13 protein-coding genes are annotated in these 22649 nt (G+C 35.4%); 4 read left to right on the top strand and 9 right to left on the bottom strand.

All coding sequences use genetic code 11. The annotated features are described in order from the left end of the window. Position 1: 1 nt before the first annotated feature. Positions 2–1096, top strand: a complete 1095-nt coding sequence (locus tag AC000W_RS07950) for a glycoside hydrolase family 130 protein (protein ID WP_474747404.1) — start codon at positions 2–4, stop codon at positions 1094–1096. Between the two features lie 30 nt (positions 1097–1126). On the opposite strand, the gene AC000W_RS07945 is transcribed toward AC000W_RS07950, so the two are convergent. Further along, complete coding sequence (locus AC000W_RS07945) at positions 1127–2005, bottom strand: helix-turn-helix domain-containing protein (RefSeq protein ID WP_474747402.1); 879 nt, start codon at positions 2003–2005, stop codon at positions 1127–1129. 783 nt (positions 2006–2788) lie between these two features. Between AC000W_RS07945 and AC000W_RS07940 the strand changes: the two genes are divergently transcribed. From AC000W_RS07940 to AC000W_RS07930, 3 genes are all read left to right on the top strand, one after another. After that, a complete protein-coding gene (locus tag AC000W_RS07940) occupies positions 2789–5962 on the top strand; it encodes a SusC/RagA family TonB-linked outer membrane protein (protein ID WP_474747401.1) in 3174 nt (1057 codons plus the stop codon). 47 nt (positions 5963–6009) lie between these two features. Then, positions 6010–7764 (top strand): RagB/SusD family nutrient uptake outer membrane protein, encoded by a 1755-nt coding sequence (locus AC000W_RS07935; protein ID WP_474747400.1) that lies wholly within the window; start codon positions 6010–6012, stop codon positions 7762–7764. 121 nt (positions 7765–7885) lie between these two features. Further along, positions 7886–11446 (top strand): VCBS repeat-containing protein, encoded by a 3561-nt coding sequence (locus AC000W_RS07930; RefSeq protein WP_474747398.1) that lies wholly within the window; start codon positions 7886–7888, stop codon positions 11444–11446. Here the strand turns inward: AC000W_RS07930 and AC000W_RS07925 are convergent, their stop codons facing one another. From AC000W_RS07925 to AC000W_RS07890, 8 genes are all read right to left on the bottom strand, one after another. Continuing rightward, positions 11447–13549, bottom strand: coding sequence for a thioredoxin domain-containing protein (locus tag AC000W_RS07925; protein ID WP_474747397.1), 2103 nt, complete (start codon positions 13547–13549; stop codon positions 11447–11449). It lies immediately after the preceding gene. A gap of 69 nt (positions 13550–13618) precedes the next feature. Continuing rightward, positions 13619–14995, bottom strand: coding sequence for a sialate O-acetylesterase (locus tag AC000W_RS07920; protein WP_474747396.1), 1377 nt, complete (start codon positions 14993–14995; stop codon positions 13619–13621). Positions 14996–15005: 10 nt separating this feature from the next. Then, a complete protein-coding gene (locus tag AC000W_RS07915; protein ID WP_474747394.1) occupies positions 15006–16121 on the bottom strand; it encodes an SGNH/GDSL hydrolase family protein in 1116 nt (371 codons plus the stop codon). Next, positions 16122–17621: a sulfatase family protein gene (locus AC000W_RS07910; RefSeq protein ID WP_474747392.1), complete on the bottom strand. Its 1500-nt coding sequence runs from the start codon at positions 17619–17621 to the stop codon at positions 16122–16124. It lies immediately after the preceding gene. 12 nt (positions 17622–17633) lie between these two features. Further along, positions 17634–19343, bottom strand: coding sequence for a glycoside hydrolase family 9 protein (locus AC000W_RS07905; protein ID WP_474747391.1), 1710 nt, complete (start codon positions 19341–19343; stop codon positions 17634–17636). Positions 19344–19402: 59 nt separating this feature from the next. Further along, on the bottom strand, positions 19403–20128 hold the full coding sequence (locus AC000W_RS07900) for a carboxylesterase family protein (RefSeq protein WP_474747390.1): 726 nt from the start codon (positions 20126–20128) through the stop codon (positions 19403–19405). Between the two features lie 121 nt (positions 20129–20249). Next, the gene (locus AC000W_RS07895) at positions 20250–21188 is read right to left on the bottom strand and encodes a PorP/SprF family type IX secretion system membrane protein (RefSeq protein ID WP_474747388.1); all 939 of its coding nucleotides are present in this window, start codon (positions 21186–21188) and stop codon (positions 20250–20252) included. A gap of 7 nt (positions 21189–21195) precedes the next feature. Continuing rightward, positions 21196–22649: T9SS type B sorting domain-containing protein (locus tag AC000W_RS07890; protein WP_474747386.1), on the bottom strand; the 1454-nt coding region annotated here is incomplete at its 5' end.

The raw sequence follows: 22649 nt of genomic DNA, 5'->3' as shown, positions 1-22649 counted from the left end.
TATGAAAAAGTATGCACTGGTATTTCTAACTATAATTCTAACAATATGCAGCAGTTGCTCTCAACAAAAATGGCTGTTAGGGTTTGAAAAACCGGAACATAACCCCATAATGACAGCTGATTCAACGTTCGTTTTTAACGACCCTGTTTCAGGAGAAAGCGTACAATGGCAAAAGGCTGATGTTTTTAATCCTGGAGCTATCGTTAAAAATGATACCGTTTTCATGCTTTTTAGGGCAGAAGATAATCCAGCAGCTATTTTAGGAGGAAGAACCTCGAGAATTGGGTTGGCATATAGTCTAGACGGACTTAATTTCACTAAATATCCAGAACCTGTATTATACCCGTCAAACGATGAGTTTAAGCAATGGGACCAACCCGGTGGTATTGAAGACCCTCGTGTTGTTGAAACACCAGATGGTAATTACATTATGGTTTATACGAGCTGGAACAAAGATATTGCCCGACTTTCTAGTGCAATTTCTACAGATTTAAAAACATGGGAAAAGTATGGCCCAGTTTTTCAAAAAGCATCTAACGGTAAATTTCTGGATATTTGGAGTAAGTCTGGCTCCATAGTTACAGAATTGATTAATGGTCGCTTGATTGCAAAAAAGGTAAATGGCAAATACTTAATGTATTGGGGAGAGCTCTTTGTAAATTTAGCACAATCTGATGATGGGTTGGAATGGGAGCCTATTTTAGATGAAAAAGGCGAACTTTTACATGTGTTTAAACCCACATTGGGGGAATTTGATAGCCATTTAACAGAACCCGGACCTCCAGCGCTCTATACAGAAAATGGAATACTATTACTATATAATGGCAAAAACTTAAGTGGTGAAGGGGCTACCGATAAAGTTGCAGAAGGCACCTATTGTGGTGGTCAGGTTCTCTTTGATAAAAATAATCCGACCAAGTTATTAGCACGTATGGAAACTCCTTTTATTTGTCCAAGTTTACCACATGAAACTTCTGGGCAATATAAAGCAGGAACTACTTTTATAGAAGGTTTGGTTTACTTTAAAGAAAAATGGTTTTTATACTACGGTACAGCAGATTCCATGGTCGGTGTGGCAATAAAATCAAAAAAATAACAAACCATAATCCCAAATACAAACTTAAAATTATAACACCCTCTTAATTCCAGAAAAGTCTTGTCTATAATTTGTAGGTGTTCTACCCTTACTTTTTTTGAAAACCCTATTAAAATTGGCAATACTATTAAAGCCACACATGAATGCAATTTCTGAAATACTATAATCCTTCTCTATCAACCAGCGGGATGCATAACCAATCCTAACATCGTTTAAATACTCAACAAAGGTTTTACCTGTTCTTTTTTTAATAAACCTATTAAAAGATACATTGCTCATACTAACCAGCTCAGAAACTTCAGCTAAAGTGATTTTTGAAGGATAATTATTTTGAACATAATCATACAACAGTTTTAACTTATCACTATTTTCAAAATTCTCTAAATGAACTGTTGAAGTCGACAACAAGCGTTGATTTCTAGAAATTGATAAATCATACAAAATAGATAATAATTCCATAAAATAATCGATTCCATCCAGTTTAGAAACCCTTAAGATTCTGGGCATTATACTTATAATCGTTGCCTTTGAAAAAAGTATCCCATGTGAAGACCTTTCAAACATATCTTTCAAAGGTCTCATTATACTTCTTCTTAAAAATGCTTGATCAAAGAGATCTTCATGAAATTGAATAGTTATTTCATGTATTTTGTCATTTACACAATTATGTTGTTCCCAACCATGGTATAAACTAGGGCCAACCAAAACAAGCTCTAAGTCATCAATCTCCTCCAAACTATCCCCAACTACACGCCTAACACCATTTCCATTAGAAATAAAGTTTAACTCTATTTCTGGGTGAAAATGAATGGGAAAATCAAAAAAGCTTTTAACTCTATCAAAAACCAAAAAGCTATCTTCTGCAGATAATGGGGTGATTTCCCTGTGTATTTTCTTTAAAATATCCATGAATTATGAAAATAATGAAATTATTTGGGTGTAATTTGACAATATAATATATATGCAATAATACAAAAAAATCAACTTTTTAATTCAAAAACAAAACGTTTTGTAAACTAATAGAAAACAATTCAAAGAAATCACTTGCTAATAATTAAAAAATGAGAATTTATTATGAAATTATTCTATGTTTATATGACAAAATAATAACGCTAAAGCGTTAGTAAATATCACATATTTTACAGTAAAAGTTTGTCCTAAAACAAAAAATAGACTTCCAATCTTTTTTTCCAACAAAACACCCCACATTTTATGCCAGATTTTTAAAAATTACAATGTTAATTAATGGTTAAGTATGAATCACTTAGGGGTAAATTTTAACATTACTTAAAAATATAGATTATTAAAAACCCCTTGTTCTAAGATGCATATTCGTTGATGAATTCTAAAAAATAAGTTAAAAAAATTATATGTTATTAATAAATTATATTATAAATTAGCGACTTGTTCTATTTATAGGGCTTGTATTATTATATTCACATTTACATATTAAAGTATAATAAAGAACTATAACGATTGAATAAAGTACCCATACATTATTATTTAAACAAAAAATTAATTACTAACTTTTTTATTAAAACTAACTAATACCAATTTATTATGATTCAAAAATGCGATTGTTATTCGTTAAAGTCTTATGGCAAGATGTTATCATCTTGGAGTATTGGACTTTTGTCGATGTTACTTTGTTTTGGTACTCAGTTTGCTTTAGCAAACTCTGAAACAAGTTTGATGAAAATTGAAGTAGATGAACTTCAATCAACTATTACTGGTACAATAACGGACTCCGATGGTGTTCCGCTTCCAGGAGCCAATGTGGTCATTAAAGGAACCACAAACGGTACTGTTGCCGATTTTGATGGAAACTATTCCATTGAAGCCAGTGCAGGTGATGTTCTAGTTTTTAGTTATACTGGATACAATGCTGCAGAAAGAACAGTAGGCGTAGATTCAACAATTAATGTGACTTTGGAAGAAGGTCTAGCTTTGGAAGAAGTAATTGTTACTGGTTATGCTACTGAGACTAAACGTGAAACTACAGCAGCAGTTTCTATTGTTAGAGCAGAAGAATTGGCAGCAATTCCATCTGGTAACGTAGAACAGCAATTACAAGGTCGTGTTGCTGGTGTAACTGTTATCACAAATGGTCAGCCAGGTACTACTTCTCAAATTAGAGTTCGTGGTTTCAACGCATTTGGAGGTAATGCACCTCTTTATATAGTTGATGGGGTACCTGTAGGAAATATTGATTTCTTAAATCCTGATGATATAGAAACCACTACCGTACTTAAAGATGCGGCAGCCGCTTCTATTTATGGTGCTAGAGCAGCAAATGGTGTAGTTGTATACACAACTAAGCAAGGAGCAAGAAACAAAGTAAAAACTGAGTTTACCTTAAATGTAAGTTCTGGGGTTACAGATCCTAATGTTGCTGGATCACCAGCAATGCTAAATCCACAGGATATGGCAGCCTACACACATATTGCTTATGAAAACAATGCTGCAGCTAATGGAACAGCAGTAGCCTATACACATCCACAGTACGGGTCTAACGCTACTCCTACATTTCCAGATTATTTGCATGCAGATGGAGCAAATGGTGTGAGTGAAGCGGATATAAACTTAGCGCAAATACAAGCTAATTATGCTGCAGATCCAGAAAACGTTTTCCTAATTAGACCAAATTTAGCTGGTACTAATTGGTATAAAGAAATTACACAAGTTGCACCTGTTACTAGGGTAACTCTTGGTATTAGAGGTGGTACTGAAGATGGACGTTTTTATGTTGGTATCAGTGGTCAAGAACAAGATGGTATTGTATTAGAGCAGAAATTTAAAAGATACGCAGCTCGTATAAATTCTGAGTGGGATATTACACCATGGTTAAGCATTGGAGAGAATTTCCAAACAACTTATCGTAGAACAAACGCTATTTTTGGTGGCGATGGTGGTGTTGGTGTTGCAGATGATGAATCAGAAGTTTTATCTGCATATCGTATGCCAACCATTATTCCTGTTCGTGATGAATTTGGAAGTTTTGCCAGTACAAGAGCCGCAGGCTTTAACAACCCTCGTAACCCAGTAAGACGTCTTACTCAAAATAATGGTGATGACGAAGGGTACAGTATTGGAGGATTTGGAAATATTTATGCATTGTTAAAACCAGTTGAAGGATTAACATTACGTTCAAGTCTAGGAGGTCAGTATAGTAATTTCCATTTTGTAAATTATGATTTTAGATACTTAGGTGATTCAGAACCAGCAGCAAGTAATAACTTCTCTGAAGGTTCTGGTTATGCTTTCCAATGGACTTTTACTAATACTGCTACTTACGAAAAATTATTTGGTAAGCATAAAATTAAGGTCTTAGGTGGTATTGAAGCATTAAACACAGGTGCCGGAAGACAAGTTAATGGTAATGGTATCAACCCATTCTCTACGGATTTGGATTTCCAAAACCTAAGTAATGTACAAAGCCCTAATGTTAACAGCTTCCAATTCAAAGGAGTTAATTTCTATTCTCTGTTTGGAAAAATAGATTATAACTTCGGTGAAAAATATTACTTAACTGGTGTTATTCGTCGTGATGGTTCTTCTCGTTTTGGTGGTAACAATAGATATGGTGTGTTCCCTGCTGTCTCTGCAGCATGGAGAGCTATAGATGAACCATTCTTACAAGATGTTGATTGGTTAACTGATCTTAAATTCCGTGTAGGTTGGGGAGAAATGGGTAATTCCAATAATGTTGATCCTAACAACCAATATTCATTATTTGCATCAGACAGAGGAAATACATTTTATCCAATTGCAGGACAGGCAAGTGGTGTAAGTGAAGGGTTTGCTCAAAGTCGTATTGGTAACCCAGATGCAAAATGGGAAACTTCATCAACAACCAATATTGGTTTTGACGCATCATTCTTAAATGACAAACTATCTATTGAATTGGATTGGTGGCAAAAAGACACAGAAGACCTATTATACCAAGTACCACTTGCTGGTGTAACTGGTAACTTTGCTTCTGCACCATCTGTAAACGTTGCTAGTATGAGCAACAAAGGTTTGGATTTCTTAATTACCAATAGAGGTGATATAAACGAAGATTTGTCATATGAAGTTAGATTGAGCAACTCTTTCTTGTCAAATGAAATTACATTCTTAGCTGACGGTATTGAATTCTTTGATACTGGAAACTATAGAGGTATTACTCCTGTAAGAAATGCAGTAGGTCAATCAATTTCATCTTTCTTCGGATATAATGTTATTGGATACTTTAACACACAAGCTGAAGTAGATAGCTCTCCAGCTCAAGATGGAAAAGGTCTTGGTAGATTTAGATATGAGGATGTTAATGGTGACGGTGCCATTACTCCAGATGACCGTACATTCATTGGTAGTGCTGTACCAGATTATACTGGTGGTGCTACTCTTAATCTACGTTATAAAAACTTAGAGTTTGAAACATACTGGTATGCTTCTGTAGGTAATGAGGTATTTAATATGTCTAAATGGTTTACTGATTTCTTTGGAACTTTCGAAGGTTCTGCTAAAGGAGAACGTGCAAAACAATCTTGGACTCCAGAATTAGGAAATGCAGCTTCTGGACCTATTTGGGAAAGTGCTTCTAACTTAAGTACTAGTGGTGCTTCTAATTCTTGGTATGTTGAAGATGGTTCATATTTAAGACTTCAAAGATTGTCATTTACTTACAACTTTGATTCTAGCCTATTGGACAAATGGGGGCTATCAACTTTTAAGTTAGGTTTAGCCGCCAACAACATTTGGACTATGACAAAATATAGTGGATTAGATCCAGGAGTTGCAGGTCCTGATACCAACTTTGGTATTGATGTAGGTAACTTCCCAGTTACTCCAAGTTACTTAATTAGTTTAGAATTAGGTCTTTAATTATGAAATTGAAAATAAAAACGATATCTTTAACATAAAAATAAACTATGAAAACATTGAGTAAATTCAAAAAAATGACAGTCGCAGCGATGGCGTTCCTAATGATGGGCGTATCGTGTAGCGATGAATTTTTAGAAGTTCTTCCAACGGGATCCCTTGCGGATGCCCAGGTAAGTACCAAAGATGGTATTGAAGGACTTTTGATTGGTACTTATGCCGCTCTTAACGGTGTATTTGGTAACCGCTTTGAAGGACCTAACCATTGGGTAACAGGTTCTATTATGGGTGGCGAAGCAAATAAAGGAACTGATGCTGGGGATTATTCTGCTATTAACCCATACCAACGTTATGAGCATGATCCAACTTCAGGAGACATTAACAACCTGTGGAGAGCACGTTTTGAAGGTGTATCTAGAGCTAATTCTGTATTAGCTGCTGTTGCGGCTTCTGAGGATATTTCTGCTGGTGATGCAGCTGTATTGGCTGGGCAAGCAAGATTGCTTAGAGGACATTTCTATTTTGATCTTACAAAGCACTTTGGACAAGTTCCATATATAGATGAAACTGTATTGGCTGCTGATGTTCCAACAGTTGCTAAATCTGATGTGTGGGCTCAAATCGAAGCTGACTTCCAATTTGCTGCAGACAATCTTCCTGCTACTATGGGTGATGCTGGTCGTGTAAACAGTTGGGCTGCTAAAGCGTATTTAGCTAAAGCATTATTGTTCCAAGGTAAATTTGGAGCAGCTATTCCAATTTTTACAGATGTAATAGACAATGGTGTTACCACTAATGGATTATCTTATGATTTATTGGATGACTATGCACAAATCTATAACGCAGAAAATGACAACCATGCAGAAGCTGTAATGGATGTTGAATCTGCTAATAATTCTGGTAGTACTCAAAACGCTAACTGGTTTGATGATTTGAACTATCCATACAACACAGGTCCTGATGGTCCTGGTAACTGTTGTGGATTCTTTCAACCAAGTTTATCAATGGGTAACTCATTTAGAACAGACGCAACAGGTTTACCACTTTTAGATGGTTCATATAATGATGCTGCTAATGAATTGGTTCATGATTATGGTATTGAAAGTGATGCAGCATTTACACCAGATGCTGGTAACTTAGATCCACGTATTGATCATTCAATTGGTAGAAGAGGTATTCCATATTTAGATTGGATTCCTCACCCAGGAAAAGCTTGGATTAGAAGCCAACCTTATGCAGGTCCTTATTCTCCTAAAAAGTATATCTATTACAAATCTCAAGAGAATAGTTTTACAGACGGTAGTTCTTGGACTCGTGGTTATGCTACAATGAACTATACAATCATAAGATTTGCAGATGTTCTTTTAATGGCTGCTGAAGCAGAAATTGAAGCTGGATCATTAACAACTGCTATGGGTTATGTTAATAGAGTTAGAGCTAGAGCTGCAAATTCTGATTACTGGGTAAAAACAGAATTCGGAAACCCAGCTGCTCCTAATGCTGCTAACTATGTGATTTCTGAATATCCTGCATCTCAATTTGCTGACCAAGCATCAGCGAGAACTGCAGTTCGTATGGAAAGAAAATTAGAATTATCAGGTGAAGGACATCGTTTCTTTGACTTGGTAAGATGGGGAGTTGCTGCTGATGAGTTAAATACTTATTTACAGTATGAGGCGCAAATTCTAACGACCAAATTTGGTGGAGCTAGTTTTACTACTGGTAAAAATGAATTGTACCCAATACCACAATCACAAATTGACATCCAAGGTTCTGATCTTTTATCTCAAAACCCTGGTTACTAAGAATTAATTTTTTCTTAATATATTTAACAAAAGGCCACTTTCAAAAGTGGCCTTTTTATTTGCTTGTTTGTTAACCATCTCCCATATTTGTAAGTCATACCAATTATATATTAAAAGCTATATGAAGTCCTTAAAAATATCAGTCTATGGTATTGTATCTCTATTTTTTGCTATTAGCTGTAAAAATGACAAAACCTTATTTAAAAAAATAAACACTACCGAATCTGGCCTTACTTTCAATAATCAAATAAAAGAAAATGATACACTGAACATTCTAGACAATGAGTTTGTGTATAATGGTGCTGGATTAGCAATTGGAGATTTAAACAACGATGGATTAGATGATGTTTTCTTTACGGGAAACCAAGTAGATAACAAACTATTCTTAAACAAAGGGAAGTTACGTTTTGAAGATGTTTCATCCACCGCTAAAATTGGTAAAACCAACCCGTTATATTGGTCTTCCGGGGTATCCATAGTGGATTTAAACTTAGACGGAAAACTAGATGTCTATATATGTAATACATTACACAAAAGTTCTGTCAATCGAAAAAATTTATTGTACATAAACCAAGGAAACAATGAAAATGGCGTTCCTCTTTTTAAAGAAATGTCTAGTGAATATGGTGTAGATAATGACAGTCATTCCTCACATGCACAATTTTTTGACTATGATAATGATGGAGATTTGGATTTGTTTATTGGGGTAAATAGAATAGAAGGAATTAATCCCAGTCAATTCCGTCCTTTAAGTAATGACAACATGGCTATGAGTAGGGATATTCTACTGGAAAATACGTGGGATAAGAGTTTAGGACATCCAATATTTAAAGATATAACCATTGATGCTGGCATACGATACAACGGCTTTAGTCATAGTACTCTTATCAATGATTTCAATGAGGATGGTTTTATGGACATTTATGTCGCTAATGACTATTTAACCAGTGATTTAATATATATAAACAATCAAGACGGCACATTTACCAACAAGGCTGGTGAAATTTTCAAGCATTTTAGTCTTTCTTCAATGGGAAGTGATATTGCCGATATAAATAATGATGGGCGATTTGATGTTTTTACTTCAGAAATGCAACCTTATTATAATAAACGAAAAAAACTTTTTCAAGGCCCAAGTAGTTATCAAAGAGAGGTTTTAACTCGTAGATATGATTATGAATACCAATATACCAGAAATACGTTACAAATAAATTTAGGAAACAATCCAGAGTCCGGGCTTCCTATTTATGGTGATATCGGAATGTTTTCTGGTGTTCAAGAAACCGATTGGAGCTGGGCTCCATTGTTTGCAGACTACAATAATGACTCTTGGCGCGATCTCTTGGTTGTAAATGGTTTTCCAAAAGATGTAACTGATAGAGATTTTGGGGATTTTAGATCTACCGCCAGTAGGTTGGTTAGCAAAGAAAAATTATTGGCTGCAATTCCAGCGGTCAAATCTCCTAATTTCATATTCAAAAACAATGGCGATTTAACATTTAGTGATGAAACCAATAATTGGGGTCTCAATTTTGCCACATTTTCAAATGGAGCAGCTTATGGTGATTTAGATAATGATGGTGATCTTGACCTAATTTTCAATAATATCAATGACTCTGCAACTTTAATGGAGAATAAAGCTTCCGAACTGTCAAACAAGAATAACTACCTAAGAATTAAGTTAAAAGGCAGCAGCAAAAATCCGGATGCTTTTGGTGCTGTTGTAGAAATATTTATAGATAGCCTAAAATTAAAGCATTCTCTAATGTCTGGTCGTGGTTATTTATCAAAACCAGAAAGCACATTGCACTTTGGCCTAGGTACTATTTCTTCTATAGATTCAATAAAAGTAATTTGGCCTGGTGGCAGTGTTCAAAAGTTAGAAGAAACCAATGTTAATCAAACTATTCAAATAGATTATGATATAAACTCCTTGTATGAGAATGAAATCGAAAAAACAAAAAGCACTCCAATCTTTAAAGAAATATCAGAAGAATACAATTTAGCATACAATGACTGTGATGCTGATTTTATTGACTTTAATTTTCAGCGTACCCTTCCCCATAAATTTTCTCAATATGGACCTTCTATATCTGTTGGTGATGTTAACAACGATGGTCTGGATGATATGTTGGCGGCCGCAAGTAGAGGTTTTAAGGAAAGATGGTTCATACAGCAGCCTAGTGGGCAATTTGTGCAAAACGAAGTTGTTTACAAAAACAGTCCCGGTTTAGAAGAAGAAGATGCTGGTACATTGTTATTTGATGCTGACAAAGATGGAGATTTAGACTTGTACATTGTTAGGGGCTCTGCCCAATATAATGAAGGTCATGAATTTTATGAAGACGTTTTAATGATTAATGATGGAAAAGGAACATTTTCCAAAAGTATGGGTATCCCACAAATACGTTCCAATGGGTCGTGTGTAAAAGCTGCTGATTATGACCATGATGGAGATTTAGATTTATTTATTGGTAGTAGAGTGAAGCCTATGTCCTACCCTATTGCTGATCGTTCCTATATATTAAGAAATGAAAGTACTCCCAATAACATAAAATTTGTAGATGCAACCGATGAAGTATCACCAGAACTATCTAACCCTGGAATGATAAGTGATGCTATCTGGACCGATTTCAACAATGATTCTTGGCCAGATCTTATTTTAGCAGGAGAATGGATGCCAATACGAATTTTTGAAAACAAAAAAGGCACGTTAGTAGAAATAACCAGTAAAACAGGTATGCAAGACCAAATAGGTTGGTGGACCAGTCTTACTTCTGCGGACATGGACAATGATGGTGATATAGACTACATTGCTGGTAATTATGGTGAAAACCTATATTTTAATGGCACAGAAGAGGAACCTTTAAAATTATATGCCAAGGATGTAGATGAAAATGGGATGATGGATCCTTTTATTTCATATTATTTAAGAGACAGTATTGGTGTTAAAAAAGAATATTTATACCATCCATGGCAAGATGTTGTAAAGCAATTTGTTGGTATTAGAAAAAGGTACAATTCTTTTGGTGCTTTTGGTGAAGCTACTACTCAAGAACTATTTTCTGATGGTATTATGGACGATGCAATAAAACTCACCACCAACTGGATGAAATCTTCATGGATAGAGAATAGAGGAAATGGAAAGTTCCAAGTCCATGCTTTACCTCTTGAGGCTCAAATGGCTCCTGTATATGGAATACGTCCAATAGATTATAACAATGACACTCTAATGGATATTGTTATAGTAGGAAATGATTTTGGGATTGAAGTTCAACAAGGAAGGGCAGATTCATTTATTGGACTTGTTTTAAAAAATAAAGGAAATGGAGAATTTACTTCTGTTCCAATCAAGGAAACAGAGTTTTATGTGCCTGGCGATGCCAAAAGCCTTGTATCATTGAATATAAATAATCAAAAATCTCTTTTAGTTGCTTCACAAAACAATGATGCCTTAAAAGTATTCGAAAGAAAAACAGTCAATGACAATATTGTTCCCTTGAAGGGCAATGAAGTAATTTGTAAAGTTTTATTTAAAAATGGTGAGAAAAGTATTCAAGAATATTATTGGGGAAATACATTTCAATCACAATCCAGTCGTTTTGTAACAGTAACTAGTAAAATAAATGAAATATCATTTTATGATGGTCAAGGCAAAAAAACAAGAACGCTTAATTTTTAACTAAAAATTATTTAACTGTATCATTGCATCTTCTACAGTAGTTACCGGTAGCTTACAAGCATTATTCTTGCATACATAGATAAATGTATCATTTTCTTCATATCTATTCTTAAACAGTGGCAAATTGCTTTCTTCTATACTTCCAACAGTTAGTGTGTTTGGAGTAAATTTTTTATTCAATTCTCTAGTCAAAGTGTTAGCGTTCTCACCAACCACAGCAATTTCATAAAATGGATAGGTTACATTCAATAACAAGGCATCCCATTTAGCATAGCTATCCGCATATTCTATTAATATAGGTTTCATAGAAGTGAGCATATCTTTAGCCTTATTAAGAGCTTCAGTATCATAATTAATATGCCCAAGTTTAAACAGATTATGTGCCATAACAGCATTTGGAGAAGGCATATCTCCATCATCGGTTCGAATTAGGGTAGCTATAAGACTTTCTTCTTTATTATATCTATACATTCCAGAGGCCTCATCAATAAAATCTTCTTGAGCAATTTTATTCAATTTTTGAGCAAATTCAAGATAGCCGCTATCAAGAGTTGAACTGTATAGGTTTAATGCCGCATTGACCATAAAAGTGTAGTCTTCTAGGAATCCTATATTTTGTTTTCCTCCTTCTTTATATGAATGCTGTAACTGATTTTCTTTAAAACTGTTCTCATTGATAAAATCAAAAATTGAAACCGCTCTGTTCAAATATGCATCATTTCCAAATGCTTTATATGCATCTACATAACCATTTATTAAAAGAGCATTCCATGAAGTAATTATTTTATCATCTATCCCTGGGCGTAATCTTTTTGCCCTTTCAGTCAGCAACAACCTTTTCCATTCTTCTTTTTTCAATTTAAAAATAGCTGGCTCTATGTTTTGTTTCTTATAAAAATCCGTATCCAGTGTGGATTTTCTTAAAACAAGCTTCCCATCTTCCCATAGATTTTCTTGCTTTATTCCAAAATAGGAAGCAAACAGTTCAAAATCATCCTCTAAAATGGTTTTGAGATCTTCCACCGTCCAAACATAAAATTTTCCCTCTTCCCCCTCACTATCCGCATCTAAAGTTGCATAATAAGCCCCTTCTTCATTCTTCATTTCTCTATCTAAAAAGGAAATGGTTTCTTCTACAACATTTTTATATTCTGGCTCCTTATAGACTGTATATGCTTTAGAGTATAAGCTCAATAATTGTGCATTGTCATATAACATTTTTTCAAAATGAGGTACTTTCCACTCATTATCAACACTATATCTATAAAAACCTCCAGCTATATGGTCATATACCCCACTTGTTGCTATTTTATCAAGGGTATTCTTTACATGTTTCTTTGTTGATTCATCTCCAGACAAAATTGAATAATCCAATAAAAAACTTAAGCTAACAGGTCTTGCAAATTTTTGAGAACCTAAATTGCCTCCCCATTCATGGTCCCATTTAGGTTTCCATTTTCTAACACTCTCTTCCACAACATTCTTAGTAAGATTTTCATGATCAGAAGAAGGTTCCACAATATTTACATTTTTAACCCCTTCCGCTATACTATTTGCAACTTTATGTGCTTTTTCTGGGTCCGTTTTATATAAATCACTTATTCTGGTCAAAACATCTATCCATTGTTGTTTGGTATGGTATGTATTGCCATAAATAGGTTTTCCATTAGGCAAAGCAATTACGTTTAAAGGCCATCCTCCACTCCCAGTCATTAGTTGAACAGCTGTCATATACACATTATCCACATCTGGACGTTCCTCCCTGTCCACTTTAATACTTATAAAATTTTCATTCATCATATTAGCTACTTCCTCATCTTCAAATGTCTCTTCTTCCATTACATGACACCAATGACAAGAAGAATACCCAACGCTAATCAATACAAGTTTGTTTTCTCTCTCTGCATCATCCAATGCTTCTTGGCTCCAGGCTCTCCAATCCACTGGATTGTGTGCATGTTGTAATAAATACGGGCTTGTCTCATCAATCAAAGCATTAGTATATTTATGCTTTTCTTGTTCCTTATTTTGCGCTTTTTCTTTACATGAAGAAAAAAATAAAAGGCTTATTATAAGTGCTTTAATGAAAATACTCTTAATCATAGTAAAAATAGAATTGACAGCTAAAATACCATAATTAGCCACAAAAATTGTTAAATAAATATCTAAGGTTTATTCGCTGACAAAACTTGAAGTGGGTAAATTAGCTCCATTAAAAAGGTTAGGTAATGCCGTATTACTCCATGCAAAACGTACTTTTTTTGGTTCTTTCACTTCTTTGGAGGAAACAATGACCTTGTCGTCTTTTATAATTGCTTTTGCTGGGTAAAATACACCATCGTCCCCAGCAATTTCAAAATGAGTGACTTTTTTACCTTTTGAGTATAATTCATCAGAATGCTCAAAAACCACTGTTGCTTTTTTACCCTTAATTTTTAATTCTTTATAAAGTGGACCATGCGCTTCAGTATTCAAAGTCTTATAATGGTCTTTTAAAGCCACATTTGCCAAACGATTACCAACATCCAACTTATTTCTAGGATGAATATCATCTACTGTACAAACATCACTTATAACCACCATTCCAGTATTTTTGAGCTCTAAAGTTCTTCGTTGGGCATCCCTTACCTTCACCCCTTGTTCGGGTTCACCATAATTAAAAGGAGCTATTTGCACAAAATAGAAGGGAAAATCATATCCCCATTCTGTTCTCCAGGAAGTAATCATGGATGAAAACAATTCAGTATACGTTTCATGATTAGCAGTATTACTTTCACCCTGATACCAAAGTCCCCCAGCTATTTTAAACGATGTGATTGGTGAAATCATAGCATTGTACAATTCTGACGATTTATTGGACACCCATTGGTTCTCCCCTATTTTTTTAGCTGATTCTTTTAAAGTTTCATTCTTGTCAAAAATTGATTTTGGTGTCCACACCTCAGCAGCAGATGCACCCCAAGAAGAATTTATAACACCTATAGGAATATTTAACTCCCCATGAAGTCTCTTAGCAAAGAAATAAGCCACTGCACTAAAATGCTTCATGCTTTCTGGAGTACACACTTTCCAAGAACCAGAGAGGTCATCTTGCGGGTATACAGCTGTTCTTCTATCAACATTAAATAAACGAATGTCAGGAAAGTTTGCCATATCAATTTCTTCCTTGTGGACAATACCACTGTTAGCACTCCATTCCATATTAGATTGTCCAGAAGCTAGCCATACTTCTCCTATCAATATATTTTTTAAAACAATTTCATCTCCCCAACCTTTAAAACTAATTGTATATGGCCCACCTGCTTCTGGCGTAGTAACATCTATTTCCCATTTGGCATCTGTAGTTCCTTTGGTTTTATACTCTTTACCGTCCCAACTGGTAACTACGGTAATATCCTCAGAAACATTTCCCCATCCCCAAAGGGTAACTTCAGAATTTCTCTGTAATATCATATCATCAGAAAAAATACTTGGTAGTACAACTCTAGCTGATACTAATTGTATTGATGTAACACATAGAACTATATAAACTATTGATTTTAATTTCATGATTATATTTTTAATTAGTAGCTAGTAATTTTTTATAAAAAGGAGTTAAAACCTCTGCCATTTCTTTATGGTCTTGTATCCCTGGGTGATATGAACAGCCATTAACATAAAGCTTTCCATACTTATATACTTCAATGGGTTTCGTTGAGTTTTTTTCATTAAAATGAGCCTGTACCCTTTCTAAACAATCAGCCAAAAGCACATCATTATCACCAGAAACCATTGGGCTGGTTAATAGCGCTATTTGAACATTGGGATAATACCCATAAATAGATTCCACAAATGCAATATACCGTTCCACGTATAAATTTGGATTAAAAGGTTGGCGTTCTTTAACACCATCTCCATTGGATAAATCATTAGTTCCTAAGCAGATACTCACAACATCTGGCACAAAAGATTTAAAATCCCAAGGTTTAGAACCTATATCATTTAAATACGTATTTGCATAAACTACAGGTACCGCCTTTTTTGCATCTTCCTCTGAATTCCAACCACGATACATACCCCAACCCGAAATGCTAGATAACATATAATCAGCATTCAAAGCTCTGGCCACATTTGGGCCGTAACTTAAATAGGCATTATGGTGGTCATGGTAATCCCCTTTGTTACAGGGGCCAAACAAATCGTCCATAGCTGCGCCACATGTAATAGAATCTCCAATAAATTCAATTTTCTTACTATTGGTTTTGGCGACAGCTTGTATATCATCAGCTTTTATACTATTAAAAATAACGGGGCCGCTAGAAGCTTCGGTTGCCTTCACTATTTCCAATTGATGAATCTCAGCCTGATTTTTAAATTTAACAGGAAGTGAGAAATCTTCTGTAGTTTCTATTTTAAATCGTCCTAAATGCTCCCCATCCACAACGAGAGTTACAAAATTATGAGCACGCCCTCCTCTTATATATATTGATGTAGAATCTCCAATAACTTGAATTTTTATGGAAGATGCCGCTCCTATGAGCACTGCTTCTTTATTGTCTAAAACATCTATTCTGCCTGTATATTGAAAAGCATTATTATCAGCCGTAAAAAGATTGTTTTTGACTTCTGTTTTACAAGAAACCACCAATAAGGCTATAAATACTAATACTAGGTTGACAAAATTTAGCTTTCTCATCTAATACTCATTCATATGTTTGTAGTCTCCAAAACGGTATTTAACGGTCCGTTTTAACGGGATGTTCATTCCGTTTGTTTCCTCTAACCATTTATAAATAGCTTCGGACATGGATTTTGCAATTTCTTGTTTATTTGGGTCGGCTATTAAATTGTACATTTCATCAGGGTCATTTTTTAAGTCATACAACTCATTTCTATCCCATATTCCCTGATATTTAATGTATTTATAATTATCCGTTCTCATGCCGAAAACTGTTGGTGTCATTGGGAAATCATACTCCCAATAATATTCATAGAAAACTTCTTCCCTAGCCTTGGTTACTTCGTTTCCTGTAAGAATAGGAATAAAAGAAACTCCTGGCATATTTTCAGGCTGCTTAATTCCTGCTTCAGATAAAATAGTTGGTGCAATATCAATATTTTGTACCATTTGAAGCGGTTTTTTTCCTCCCTCAAAAAGTTCTGGACATCTTACTAATAAAGGTACTTTAACTGATTCTTCATAAAAATGTCTTTTATCAATCAAACCATGTTCTCCCCAACTAAAACCGTTATCACCCATATAAATGACTAGAGTAGATTCATCCAAGCCTTCCTTTTTAAGATACTCCATTACGGATCCCACACTTTCATCTACACCTAAAAGAGTTTCACAATAATCCACTACCATTTCGTGCAAATCCCGATTTTCATGGTACATATAATCTACACCATGCCAACTGGTTCGTTGGTCGGCTACCCACTGTGGCCATTTTAAGTCTCTATATTTTCCTGTCTTTGTTTGATCATAAGTAGATGGCAATGCAATACGTTTTCCCTTATATTTACCTTTATGCCTTTTAGCTGGTTGAAAACCAGCATGCACTGCCTTGTGTGATAAATACATGAAAAAAGGTTTGTCTTCATCACGCTTTTCTAGCCAATCCAAAGCATGCTCTGTGAGTAAGTCAGTAATATAGGTCGAGTCTTTATAAGCCACCCTTTTTCCATTGATATTTAAGGTAGGGTTATAATATACCCCTTGTCCAGGAAAGCTCTCCCAATGTGTAAAACCTGGTTGAGGCTCATCCCCATGGTCACCCATATGCCATTTCCCAAAAAAACCGGTCTGGTATCCTGCCTTTTCTAAATACTGCGGAAAATAGGTCAAGTTCCCAGGGTCTGGTGCCTGATTATCAACAATAGTATGGCTGTGCGAAAACCGTCCAGTTAAAATTGAAGCCCTACTTGGTGAACACAAAGAAGTGGTTACAAAAGCATTGGACAGATAAGCACCCTCACTGGCAAGTTTATCCATGTTTGGTGTTTCTAGCCATGGGACTTTTCCTGTAAAACCCATATAATCGTATCTATGATCATCGGTTAAAATAAAAATAACATTCCGCGGTTTCTTCTTTTTAGTAGGTTCTGGATTTACATCAAGATTTGGTTTAATACCAGCAGCATACACAGAACATATTAACAACAAACAACCGAATAGACTTATATGTGTTTTCATAGATTAAATTCTTTAGTTTGATTCTTGCTCTAAAAACCCAAGCACATAGGTTAATGGAGAATTCCAGTTTAAACAAATTTCATTACTTGCGTAACTTGGCTCTTGGTCTACCCAACTTTTCATTGGAGAAGGGTTTTCTGGGTAAGTAACTCCACTAGAAGCATCCTGCAATCTACTATTTGGTCCTCCTGAAAGCAATCCGGGTACTGGTTCCACTACATCATCCCCAGCACTTTGCCTGTGGTGTATATACATTGGCGTTTTATCTCCGAATCCTGTTAAATAACTATACCCATTTGCATTGTTTCCAAAAATATAGTCTGTTGCTTGTTGTGCGCCCCTTAAATATTCAGGTTTTGGGTCTAGTCTATATGCCTGTGCCATTATAAGTGCAGAATTCAACACATCACTATTGGAACCCCATTGAAAATCATCCATAGGTTGAAAATAATCTGTATTGTTCCCCCTAGCTACCAGTTCATCAGCCAATTTAAGCACTCCAATTTTTAAACTTTCATACATTTTCTCTGGTACCAAATCTTTATTGTTTAGAAGTGTAAATACTCCCGTATAACGCATAAAACTAGTCCAATTATCTCCTGGATTAAATTTATAGCTAGTAGCATCATCTAAATTATTTAGATATTTTTCATCCTCAGTGGAAACAAACAACTCAGCACTTGCCCAAAAAAATTCGTCATCAAAATTAGAATCACCATATTGACCAGTACTCACATCTGGTGGATTCACAAAAGCTGCATCAGGATTATCCAACGCCCAAGTATATGCACTCTTAGCTGCTTCCAGGCATTTATGAGCAAAAGCCTTATCAATATCATTAAAAATACGGTGTGCCTGTGCAGCGCTTCCTGCAAAATCTAAAGTTGCCGCTGTTCCTTTCCCGACAATATATCGTTGCGCGGTTGCCAAATGTGGCATAACCATTCCTTCAAAATTTTTGGTAGTTAATTTATGGTACAACCCTCCATCATCATCTTGCATCGTAAGCACCCATTCCATTTCATATCTTAATTCATCCAAATAATCACTCACACCATTATTGCTTTCAGGAATGTTTAAATCACCATCTTTTACAATATCTGGGTACTGCTCTTCCAAAAGAAAAAACTGACCTAATGGATAACTTGCATTTACAATGTACTTGTTATAATCCCCAGCATCATACCATCCTTTTGGAGAAACCAATACATCTTTTGATATTTTACTTGAAGGGTGGTAAAGTACACTATCATCTGGGTGGCCAGCCGGTCTATGCCATTTTCCAGCGTGCTTTTCTTCCAGTACCATTCCGGCTCTTTGATAATACAATCCTTTAATTGAACCCAAAAAGGCATCATGATATAAGTTCTTCTTTATTTCAAAAGGGTACGAATAGCCTTTTCCCGGAACATATACATTATAATTACCTTCTTCTATAACTTCACTAAAATCAGCTGTTCTTACATGTTCCCCTGCCAATTCCCAGTTTTTATTTTCTGAAAGTGTTCCTATATATACAACCTCGGTAGAATCTTTTACTACAAGAAAAACCCCTTCTTCAGCAGCTACAGCAACAGCTATTTTAGTAGCATTGGGATAATATCCTAATTGGTTTAATCTAATTTCTTCACTGAAATCACCTATCATTGGTGGTGCTGACTCCTTACACCCCATTACCATAAAAACAAGTGCAAGCAATACACAAACAATACTTTTTTGCATGATTTATTATTAAGTTAGTTGAATCTGAAAAATAAGGAAAATACTAGAAAAACCAATGTTTATTGGTCCATTCTTTTTTGTTCCACAAACCAATCATAAAGTTCTGGGGTTGTGTACGCCCGGTCCCATGCGTTGTGCCCCACTCCCTCATATTTGGTAAACTTAACGTTGTGGCCCGCTGCTTTCAATTTCTCTACCATATCAATGGACTCTGATATTGGTATGGACTTATCTTCCTCTCCATGGAAAACCCAAATAGCCAACTCTTTGTCTATCCAAGAAGCATAGGGTAAGGGCGTCATACCACAAACAACGGCCATAGCGGCAAACTTCTTTGGGTATTGCACTGCTAATTCCCAAGCGGCTCCACCTCCCCTACTAATACCCGTTAAATAAATTCTATTTTTATCAACATTATTATCAGCTACTACATTGTCCAACAGTTGAATAACCGCCCGTGTGTTCCACCATTGTTTAATATGTGGGTTTTGAGGAGCAAGAATTAAAAATGGAAACTGTTTCCCTTCTGCAATTAGTTTTGGTGGACCACCTGCATTCAACTCATTCAAATTTCCACCAGACTCGCCACCTCCATGCAAGAACAAAAGCAATGGAAATTTATCATTGCCATCTACTTTATAATCCTTTGGGTAATAGAGATAATATTTTAGGTTCTCTACAGTTACCGTCTCTAATTCATCTTCCACCAATTGAGACTGTGCTGTACATCCTTGGAACAAAAGGGTAAAAACAAATAAAAACGCATATATGGTAATTCGCTTCATTATTTAGTAGTCGTCTTAATTCTTTTCTAAAATATAAAAAATGAAACTAGGATGGGGTAGATAAATAAAAAAGCTTCAGAAAATTCAGAAGCTTTTTGGGTAGTTTGGTTAAGAAAGGTATTTAAAAAAATCTTGATGAAATGATTCTTTTTTTGCCACTAAACAATTCAAACCTTAATAGAACCTCATAGGATCCGTCGTTGAAGGAAGTATTTCCTAAGTCTGTAACTTCCTTATCAAATGCCATCCCTATCATCATTCCATCAGTTAGCTGAAATCCTATCATAGCACTCCATGCCGCACTCCATCTATATGCGGCGCCTAAAGTAAGTTTTTCGTTGAACAAAAAATTAGCGGAAAGATCTACCTGTAAGGGTGATCCTTGTACCATTTTACTAAGCAGTGCAGGTTTAAATTTCCATGATTCGTTTAAATCAAAAACATATCCTGTTATAAAATAAAGGTTAATGCGTTCTGTTGCAATAAAAGTTGAAGCCTCATTGGAATCTGATGATTCATCAAAATGTTCAGTTTTTAAAAGATTTGGTGCGGATAAACCTGTATAGAACTTATTTGTTCTATAGTAAACCCCTGCCCCAACATTTGGAGAAAACTTATTATCAATATTACTTGCAGTAGTAAGTTGATTCACATATTGTGTAAGGCTGGCAAAGTTCACATCCAATAAATGCCCACCACCTTTTATACCAAATGAAAGCCTACCATTATCTGATACTGGAACTGTATAAGAGAATGTAATATCAAAATATGTTTCCTTTGTTGGTCCAATCTCATCATCTACTATTGAAAATCCAAGGCCAACATTTTTACCTACTGGTGAATTTGCACTAAATGTTTGTGTCGTTGGAGCTCCATCCAAACCAATCCATTGCGCGCGGTACAAACCAGACATACTTAAAACCCCTCTTGAGCCCGCATATGCCGGGTTTACACTAATAGTATTATACATGTATTGAGTGTATTGTGCGTCTTGTTGTCCGTAGTTTACAGTTGGTACCAGCAACACAAAAAATAATACAATTATAAAATATTTCTTCATTTTTAATTTATCTGTTTATGTAAATAAATCCTGCCTTATCTTTTGCTCCATTGCCTGTTTCAAATTGAATAACATAGAAATAAGTTCCTACTGGCAATAATTCATCTTCATTAATTGTAACTCTTCCATTGGACTTTCCAGTGAAGTAATTAGATTCAGGGTTATACCCTTCAGTTTGCCATACCAGCACTCCCCATCTATTGAATATTTTGACTGTATTGTCAGGGAAATTTTCAATATTTCTGATAGTTAGAATATCATTTACGCCATCATCATCTGGAGTTAATAATTGGTATATTTCTATATCGTCTTCTGAACTGACATCCGAATTATTTGTTTCTAAATAATCTGGTGTCCCATTTCCATCACTATCAAAGGCATCACTTGGGTTGCCATCTTCATTTGGGTCAGGGTTTTCATCCATGGTTGCTATTTCATCTCCATCATCATCAGTATCCAAATAGTCGGGCACACCATTACCATCTGTATCATCTGGTCCAAATCCATCATCATTAGAATCTAATTCGTGTTCTGTTAAAACGCCATCATTATCATCATCAACATCTCTATAGTTAGGTTCATCCATACCATCAGAATTATAAGTATCACTTGAACCCATGTTTAATTCATCATTGCTGTCATATCCATCGTTTAAATTAGCTCCTTCATAAGCATCATCTAAACCATCATTATCCTTGTCAGAACCTATAGGCATTTCATCTGGCACACCATCTCCATTAAAATCCCATGCTTCAACAAAATCGAACAGACCATCATTATCGCTATCATCATCAAGAAAATCTGGCAAATCTGTACCATCAGTATTTACAGGGTCTATTCCCTCGTCTCCAATTCCTTCATAGGCATCATCTAGTCCATCATTATCAGAATCATTGCCAGAAGGTGGGATATATCCACTTGTGGTCTGAGCTTCAACATTGTCGGGAATACCATCATTATCAGCATCAATATCAAATGAATCGATAATACCATCTCCATCAAAATCCCCAGTTCCTTCTAACACATCTAAAATTCCATCATTATCATCATCAATATCAATAGAGTCAATTATTCCGTCATTATCATTATCACTTGTATTTCCAGAAACTACAGTAATAGTTACCGTTGCCGTATCACAGCTTGCCGGTGTATCATCATCACATAAGGTATAGGTAAAGGTATCAGCACCTACATAACCTGATGGTGGTGTGTAATCAAATGTACCATCGCCATTGTTTACAACAGTTCCACCATTAACACTTGTTGCATCAAAACTTGTAATGGTTGCTCCATCGACTACGGTATCGTTGGTCAATACATTTCCGGTAGTGACCAAAGTATCTTCACTAGTACTTGCACTGTCATCTACGGCTACTGGGTTCCCTGCATCACCGATTGTTATTGTCACCGTTGCCGTATCACAGCTTGCCGGTGTATCATCATCACATAAGGTATAGGTAA

The organism is Saonia sp. (assembly GCF_056326165.1).
This window is presented reverse-complemented; position numbering and strand designations above follow the sequence as displayed.

Excerpts from the sequence above, each read along its gene's own strand:
- AC000W_RS07900 (WP_474747390.1), bottom strand. The coding sequence starts at position 20,128 with ATGAAGCGAATTACCATATATGCGTTTTTATTTGTTTTTACCCTTTTG.
- AC000W_RS07930 (WP_474747398.1), top strand. The coding sequence starts at position 7,886 with ATGAAGTCCTTAAAAATATCAGTCTATGGTATTGTATCTCTATTTTTT.
- AC000W_RS07920 (WP_474747396.1), bottom strand. The coding sequence starts at position 14,995 with ATGAAATTAAAATCAATAGTTTATATAGTTCTATGTGTTACATCAATA.
- AC000W_RS07910 (WP_474747392.1), bottom strand. The coding sequence starts at position 17,621 with ATGAAAACACATATAAGTCTATTCGGTTGTTTGTTGTTAATATGTTCT.
- AC000W_RS07915 (WP_474747394.1), bottom strand. The coding sequence starts at position 16,121 with ATGAGAAAGCTAAATTTTGTCAACCTAGTATTAGTATTTATAGCCTTA.
- AC000W_RS07925 (WP_474747397.1), bottom strand. The coding sequence starts at position 13,549 with ATGATTAAGAGTATTTTCATTAAAGCACTTATAATAAGCCTTTTATTT.
- AC000W_RS07935 (WP_474747400.1), top strand. The coding sequence starts at position 6,010 with ATGAAAACATTGAGTAAATTCAAAAAAATGACAGTCGCAGCGATGGCG.
- AC000W_RS07905 (WP_474747391.1), bottom strand. The coding sequence starts at position 19,343 with ATGCAAAAAAGTATTGTTTGTGTATTGCTTGCACTTGTTTTTATGGTA.
- AC000W_RS07895 (WP_474747388.1), bottom strand. The coding sequence starts at position 21,188 with ATGAAGAAATATTTTATAATTGTATTATTTTTTGTGTTGCTGGTACCA.
- AC000W_RS07945 (WP_474747402.1), bottom strand. The coding sequence starts at position 2,005 with ATGGATATTTTAAAGAAAATACACAGGGAAATCACCCCATTATCTGCA.
- AC000W_RS07940 (WP_474747401.1), top strand. The coding sequence starts at position 2,789 with ATGAAAATTGAAGTAGATGAACTTCAATCAACTATTACTGGTACAATA.
- AC000W_RS07950 (WP_474747404.1), top strand. The coding sequence starts at position 2 with ATGAAAAAGTATGCACTGGTATTTCTAACTATAATTCTAACAATATGC.